The sequence below is a fragment of the Streptomyces sp. NPDC021080 genome, assembly GCF_044333225.1.
In the GTDB taxonomy this organism is placed as follows: Bacteria; Actinomycetota; Actinomycetes; order Streptomycetales; family Streptomycetaceae; genus Streptomyces.
Genome location: NZ_JBIRQM010000021.1, coordinates 137881 through 145278 on the forward strand (window position 1 = coordinate 137881; position 7398 = coordinate 145278).

Consider the following 7398-nt stretch of genomic DNA (forward strand, 5'->3'; position numbering starts at 1 on the left):
GCGACGGCTCCGCCTCGGTCGTTCCGGGCCCTCCCGCCCGCTCAGCGCTCCAGGAACGCGAACAGTTCCTCCCACCGGCGGACGACCTCGTCCGTCGTGAAGCGCTGGACGTTCGCGCGCGCCGCCTCGCCCATGGAGTCCCGCAGCGCCTTGTCGGACATCAGCGTGTCCAGCCGGCGGGCCAGTTCACCGGTGTTGCCGAGGGTGGCCAGCAGGCCGTCCTCACCGTCCCGGACGATCTCGTGGACGCCGGGCGCGCAGTCGAAGGCGGCGCACGGCAGACCGGCGGCCATGGCTTCCATGAGGGCGAGCGGGAAGCCCTCTCCGCGCGAGGAGAGCACGAACACCGAGCCGCCGCGCAGCGCGCCCGGCACATCGCTCGTCCGCCCCATCCAGTCGACCGAGTCGTCCAGGGCGAGAGCGGTGCACTGCTTCCTGAGGATCTCCTCGTCCTCGCCGGAGCCGTAGATCCGCAGCCGCCACTCGGGGTGGAGCGGGGCGACCTCGGCCCAGGCGTCGAGGAGCATGTCGATGCCCTTCTGGTCGGTCAGCCGTCCCACGCTGACGACGGCGTCCCCGGTGCGCGGCGAGGGCACCTCGGGCATGAACGGAAGGGGGTTCGGCATGAAGGACGCGTTGTCCATCCCCTGTCCGATCCACAGGTCGGCGTCCTCGCGGGTGAGCGCGAGCATCCGGTCGACGTCCTTGTAGTGCTTCAGCACCCGCCGGAAGCGCGAGGTCGTCCGGGAGTACTCGAAGGACTCGTGGCTCATCCCGATGACGGTCAGCCCGCCGGTGTCGGCGAGTTCCACCCATTCCATGGCCCACACCTGGGTGACGATCACGACACCGCCAGGGCGCGCGGCCCGGAACAGCGCGGTCAGCTCCGCGGCCTTCTCCCGCATGCCCGCCGCCCGTTCGGCCCGCAGCCTGCGCTCGGCGACGTCGAGCCGCCCCCTGAGTCCGCGGGCCGGTCCGACCCGGGGCGGGTGGACGTCGTACAACGTCGTGGTGGGATAAGGGAGTTCGCCCAGTTCCTGGGGAACGGCCGGCTCGGTGACACCCACGACGTGCACGCGGTGACCGCGTTCGGTGAACAGCCGGGCCATCTGGTGCGACCAGCTGGTCACCCCGCCCAGTTCGTCGACGCTGTTGGAGACGAAGAAGATGTCCCGCTGCGGGCCGGTCATCCACGCCTCCACTGTCCGAAGAACTGGTCGACGACGCTCCGGGCCGCCGTCCCCTTGTCGTACTCGCCGAAGTCGGCGAGGAACTGCTCACGCCTGGGCGCGTACTTGACGCTCTGCTCCTCCAGCGAGCCGAGCACGGTGTGCAGTTCGTCCTCGGTCCGCACGACGGGTCCGGGCGCGCGCTCCAGCAGGTCGAAGTACGTTCCGCGGTCCTCGTGCACGTACGCGTCGTAGTCGTACGCGAAGAAGAACATCGGACGGTCGAGGAGGGCGTAGTCGAACATCACGGACGAGTAGTCGGTGATCAGCCCGTCGGCCAGGGCCAGCAGCGGGGTCATGTCGTGGTGCGTGGTGACGTCGACGACCCGGCCGCGCACGGACGGCGGGAGCACGACGTGGTTCAGGTAGTGGGAACGGACCAGGAGGACGTAGCGGTCCCCGAAGGTGTCGGCGAAGCGCTCGACGTCGAAAGGCAGCTCGAACCGCTTCTGTCCGTTGCCGCGGCTGCGGAAGGTCGGGGCGTACAGGAGGATCTGCCGGTCCTCGGGGATGCCCAGCTCGGCCGCCAGCGGGCCGCGTTCGCGCCTCCCGCCGGCCTCCTCCTGCCGCCTCGCCCGCACGAGCGCGTCGTTGCGCGGGTATCCGACCCGCAGCAGGGTCCGCTCCTGGAGCCGGAACGCCCGCGCGAGGGTGTGCACATCGTGCTCGGAGCGGATCAGGAACCGGTCGAAGCGGTCGAGCGTCTTCTGCTGCTCGTCCTGCGCCTCACGGGACTTGAGTTTCCACTCGGCCTCGTCGAAGCCCATCCGTTTGAGCGCGGAGCCGTGCCACGTCTGGATGTACGTCGTGTCCGGCCGCTTGGCCAGCTTCAGCGGGTAGCTCTGGTTGTCGACCCAGAACTCGGCCTGCGCGAGCGCCCTGAGGTAGGGCAGCGACCAGCGGCGTACGAGGGTGGCGTCGTCCGGGAAGCCGGCCGGACTGTCGGTGTACGCCCAGACCGGCTCGAACTCCAGCCCCTGGCGGCGCATCTCCTCGTAGATCGCCCGGGGGCTGTCGCTGTACTGGCGGCCCAGGTGGCTCTCGAAGACGACGAGTCCCTTGCGGACGGGCAGCCGGCTGAACACCTCGTGGTAGAGGCGGATCTTGGTCTCGCCGGAGGTGAGTTCCTTGCGCAGGGAACGGGCCCTGCGGTAACCGGACTTGGCGAGTGCGCCGGCCCGGCCGTGCACCCCGCGCTGCACGAGGACGTTCGCCTTCTTGTCGGGCACCAGCCGGAAGGACAGGTGCCCGCGCGAGGAGACCACCGGCTCGATACGGTCGGCGACCAGCCGGGTGAGCCGGGGCCGGACGGGCAAGGGGCCCGCGGCCAGCCCGGGTTCGGCCGCGGTGAGTCTCGTGGTGGTGCGTACGCCGTCGACGTCGAGGTGGAGCCGTACGTCCCACACGGCGTCCACGATGCCCAGCGGACGCACGGCCGTGAGATCCGCCGAGCCCTCCCAGACGACCGTCTCGCCCGCGTGCCGCACGTCGGCCACGGGGAAGCGGAAGGTCTGGAAGCGCACTCCGCGGCGGCGGGCGTAGAACTCCAGCTCCCCGGCGAGCCGCGCGCCGGGCGGGACCACCCCGAGCGGGTTGGTGACGCGCCCGGCCAACCGGACGGTGCTGCCGGTGCTCTCGTACGAGGTCAACTCGTTGCGCAGGAACATCCGGTCGACCGGCTTGATGTGGTGGCCGAGGTCGGTGACGTCCAGGACGTGCCGGCCGAAGGGATCGTCGAGGTGCTCGGCGCACCAGTACACGCGGCCGTCGCGCTCGACCAGCGGCGAGGAGATCTTGTCGCGGTTGGCGAGCGTGTCCACGGCGGGCAGCAGGTTGTCCCAGTCGCTCACCTGGAGGAGGTAGGCGCAGATGGCCTGAATGGGTTCGGTCTCGTCGAAGGCGGTGCGGTCGATCGACTCCAGGTACTGCCGGGCGATCGCCGCGAACTCCTCGCGGTAGGCGGTGTCGCGGAAGGGCAGTTCGCGCAGGTGCAGCACGAGGTCGTGCTTGAGGAACTTGACGTCCTTGGCGAACTTCAGGTCCAGCAGCCCCCTCTCCGCGAGGAGCCGGTCGACCCGGCGGTGGATCTCCATGCGGTGCGTGAAGTTGGCGATCTCGTCACGCCGGTTGCTGATGGACTTCGCCTCCGCCTTGTCGGCGACCCTCCAGTCGTACACCCGGTTGGGGATGAGGGTGATGCGGCGGGCGGTGGCGTACGCCTGGGCGGAGAAGAGCAGGTCCTCGTAGTGGATGCCGACCGGGAAGCGCAGCTCCTCGTCGAGCAGGAACTGCCTGCGGTAGCACTTGTTGGTCGACAGGGTGTCGAAGACCAGCAGGTCGGGCAGCTCGGAGATCGACTCCAGGGTCCGGGTGCGCTCGTACAGCCAGGGGTACCACTTGACCTCCTTGCCGGTGCGCGAGTCGACGTGCACGCGCACGCACAGGCCGGAGACCAGGTCCGCGCCGGTGGTCTCGGCGGCCTCCAGCAGGTTGCGGCAGGCGTTGCGCTCCAGGACGTCGTCGCTGTCGAGGAAGAGGACGTAGGTGCCGCGGGCCTCGGTGATGCCGCGGTTGCGGGGAGCGCCGCAGCCGCCGCTGTTCTCGGGCAGCCTGCAGGCGCGGACCCGGTCGGGGTGGGCCGCGGCGAGCCCCCGTGCCACCTCGTACGAGCCGTCGGTGCTCCGGTCGTCGACGACGACGACCTCGACGTCGTGCAGCGTCTGGTCCAGGACGGAGCGCACGGCCGTGGGCAGCCGGGCGGCGTCGTTGTAGACGATGACGACCACGGAGACGGCGGGCCGGCCGGGCCCGCCCCCGGTGGTCCCGGCCGGGGAGGCGGCCGGCTCTGTACCCTGCTCGGCGTACACGCGAGGTTGATCCACATTCATCCTATTAATCGTAGACACCGCATCCCGTTTTGGGGTGCTATCGGGCGCTCTTCGCGTGTTGGAAGACCCAGGTCCGGTACACCACGAAACGGAACGCCGAGGCCAGGACGATCGACAGCGCCTTGGCGACGTTCGAGCCGAGCGGGCCGCTCATCCCCAGGCCGTGGTAGCCGATGTAGAACAGCACGCTCTCCATGGCGACGCCCAGTCCACTGAACGCGAAGAAGAGGGCGATCTGGCGCGGGGTGCGCGAGGCACGGTCCCGGTAGGCGAAGTAGCGGAAGCCGAGGTAGTTCGTCCCCATGGCGACACAACTGGCGGCCACCGTGGCGGCCATCGGGGCCCACTTCAGGCCGTGCAGCGCCAGGTTGAAGAAGAGGATGTTGACGGCGACCCCGCTGCCGCCGACGACGGAGAAGCGGGCCATCTCCAGGGCGAGCCGGCCGGCCTTCCGACCCTTCGGCACCTTGGGGGCCCGCCGGGGGCCGATGACGGGTGGCGTCGCCACGGGGGCCCGCCTTTCGGTGAGGTGCACTGCCACGGGTCCGGAACCTCCACGCACGTCTGTCCGTCGATAGAGCCGCCGGTCGGGCCGTCGGCCGAGCCAACCTTAAGCTAAATGTCCTATTTACCAGGTATAGGTAAATTACGAGCCGGAGTTTCGCGTGAGACCGGCAAGAAAGAACGACGGTGGCACGGAGGCACCTCCGCCCCACGGGAAACGGAAAACGGGGGCGCCCCGGGTCGTGATGACCCGGGGCGCCCCCGTCCGTGTGCCGCCCGGGCTCATGAGCCGCCCGGGAACCGCTGGTGGATGACCGCCCTCTAGGAATGCGAGCGCAGCAGTGTCCGCATCGTCCGCATCGCCACCGACAGGTTGGCGAGGTCGAACGAGTCCGAGCCCTGGATCTCGTCCAGGGTGGTGCGGGCCCGCCCGAGGATCGCCGTGTTCTTCTCCTGCCAGGCCTCGAAGCGCTGCTCGGGCGTGGAGGTGCCGTTGCCCACCGCCAGGACGTCGGCGGTGAGCGCCGCATGGGCCGCGTACAGGTCCTCGCGGATCGACGCGCGGGCCATGGACTGCCAGCGGTCGGCACGCGGCAGTTCGATGATGCGGTCCATGAGCTGGGTGATGCCGAGACGGTCGGCGAGGTCGTAGTAGACCTCGGCGACGGCCATCGGGTCCCTGCCCATGCGGTCGGCCACCGAGACGATGTCCAGCGCCGGGAAGGCGGAGGAGAACCCGGCCACACGGGTGGCGAGTTCGTCCGGCACACCGGCGTCCGACAGCTCGTCGTAGATCTGCTGGTACCACTCCAGGTCCGTGCCGCGGACCAGCTTGGGCAGCTCCGACCACACCTGCTCGACGCCGTCGGTGAAGAAGCCGATCGTCTCGGCGAGCTGGAGCGGCTGCGGCCGGTTGTTGAGCAGCCAGCGCGTGCCGCGCTCGACGAGCCGGCGCGAGTGCAGCCGGATCCGGGTCTGCACATCGGCGGCGACGACATTGTCGAGCGCCTCCACCGCGTCCCACACCGCGCTGGAGTTGAAGATCGCGCGGGCCGCGGTCTGCGCCCGGACGATCTCCTCCAGCGAGGCGCCCGTCTCCTCGCGCAGACGGTGCAGGAAGCTCGTACCGCCCGTGTTGACCGTGTCGTTGACCAGGACGGTCGTCACGATCTCACGGCTCAGCGCGTGCCCCTCGATCTGCTCGCGGAACTGGTCGCGCAGCGCCGTCGGGAAGTACGCGAGCAGCAGGCTCTGCAGATACGGGTCGTCGGGCAGCGAGGTGGCGAGCAGGTCGACGGAGACCGTGATCTTCGTGTACGCGAGGAGGACCGCCGTCTCCGGACCGGTCAGACCCTGGCCGGCGTTGAGCCGCTCACGGATCTGGCGCTCGGTGGGCAGGAACTCCAGGGCCCGGTCGAGGTGCCCCTCGCGGACCAGGTGGCGCAGGAAGCGCTGCTGGGCGTGGAGCATGCTCGGGGACTGGGCCAGCGCGTTGGAGATCGCCACGTTCTGCGCGTAGTTGTTGCGCAGCACCAGGGCGCCGACCTCGTCGGTCATCTCGGCGAGCAGCTTGTTGCGCTGCTTGACGGTCAGGTCGCCGTTGGCCACCACCGCGTTGAGCAGGATCTTGATGTTCACCTCGTGGTCGGAGGTGTCCACGCCCGCGCTGTTGTCGATGGCGTCGGTGTTGATCCTGCCGCCGTGCTGGGCGAACTCGATCCGGCCGAGCTGGGTCAGACCCAGGTTGCCGCCCTCGCCGACGACCTTGACCCGCAGGTCGGCTCCGTCGACGCGGATCGCGTCGTTGGCCTTGTCCCCGACCTCGGCGTTGGACTCGGCGGACGACTTCACGTACGTGCCGATGCCGCCGTTCCACAGCAGGTCGACGGGCGCCTGGAGGATCGCCCGCATCAGGTCGGCCGGCGTCATCTTCGCGACGTTCGACTCGATGCCGAGGACCTCGCGGATGTGCGCGTTGACCGGGATGGCCTTGGCGGAGCGCGGGAAGACGCCGCCACCGGCCGAGATCAGCTCGGTGTCGTAGTCGGCCCACGAGGAGCGCGGCAGCTCGAAGAGGCGGCGGCGCTCGGCGTAGGAGGTCTCCGCGTCCGGGTTCGGGTCGATGAAGATGTGCCGGTGGTCGAACGCGGCGACCAGGCGGATGTGCTCGGAGAGCAGCATGCCGTTGCCGAACACGTCGCCGGACATGTCGCCGACGCCGACCACGGTGAAGTCCTGCGTCTGGGTGTTGACGCCCAGCTCCCGGAAGTGCCGCTTGACGGACTCCCAGGCACCGCGGGCGGTGATGCCCATCTTCTTGTGGTCGTACCCGGCGGAGCCGCCGGAGGCGAAGGCGTCGCCGAGCCAGAAGTCGTACGACTGGGCGACCTCGTTGGCGATGTCCGAGAACGTCGCCGTGCCCTTGTCGGCGGCGACCACGAGGTAGGTGTCGTCCTCGTCGTGCCGGACGACGTCGGCGGGCGGCACGATCTCACCGGCGACCATGTTGTCGGTGATGTCGAGCAGCGCGGAGATGAAGGTCCGGTAGCTGCGGATGCCCTCGGCCATCCACGCGTCGCGGTCCACGGACGGGTCGGGCAGCTGCTTGGCGACGAAGCCGCCCTTGGCGCCGACCGGCACGATGACGGTGTTCTTCACCATCTGCGCCTTGACCAGGCCGAGGATCTCCGTGCGGAAGTCCTCACGCCGGTCGGACCAGCGCAGACCACCGCGCGCGACCTTGCCGAAGCGCAGGTGCACACCCTCGACACGGGGCG

At 69.7% G+C, this 7398-nt stretch carries 4 protein-coding genes; all 4 read right to left on the reverse strand.

The window, feature by feature from the left end; genetic code table 11:
• Positions 1 to 41: 41 nt before the first annotated feature.
• Positions 42 to 1190 (reverse strand): glycosyltransferase, encoded by a 1149-nt coding sequence (locus tag ACH4S8_RS38645; RefSeq protein ID WP_398402807.1) that lies wholly within the window; start codon positions 1188 to 1190, stop codon positions 42 to 44.
• Positions 1187 to 4117, reverse strand: a complete 2931-nt coding sequence (locus ACH4S8_RS38650; protein WP_398402809.1) for a CDP-glycerol glycerophosphotransferase family protein — start codon at positions 4115 to 4117, stop codon at positions 1187 to 1189. The genes ACH4S8_RS38645 and ACH4S8_RS38650 overlap by 4 nt, the downstream gene beginning before the upstream one ends.
• A 37-nt stretch (positions 4118 to 4154) precedes the next feature.
• A complete protein-coding gene (locus ACH4S8_RS38655) occupies positions 4155 to 4625 on the reverse strand; it encodes a GtrA family protein (RefSeq protein WP_398402811.1) in 471 nt (156 codons plus the stop codon).
• A 317-nt stretch (positions 4626 to 4942) separates the two neighbouring features.
• Positions 4943 to 7398, reverse strand: a 2456-nt coding sequence (locus ACH4S8_RS38660) for an NAD-glutamate dehydrogenase domain-containing protein (RefSeq protein ID WP_398402813.1), incomplete at its 5' end; no start/stop codon positions are given.

Bases quoted from the DNA above. Each gene is read 5' to 3' on its own strand.
- ACH4S8_RS38645 (WP_398402807.1), bottom strand. From the start codon at position 1,190: ATGACCGGCCCGCAGCGGGACATCTTCTTCGTCTCCAACAGCGTCGAC.
- ACH4S8_RS38650 (WP_398402809.1), bottom strand. From the start codon at position 4,117: ATGAATGTGGATCAACCTCGCGTGTACGCCGAGCAGGGTACAGAGCCG.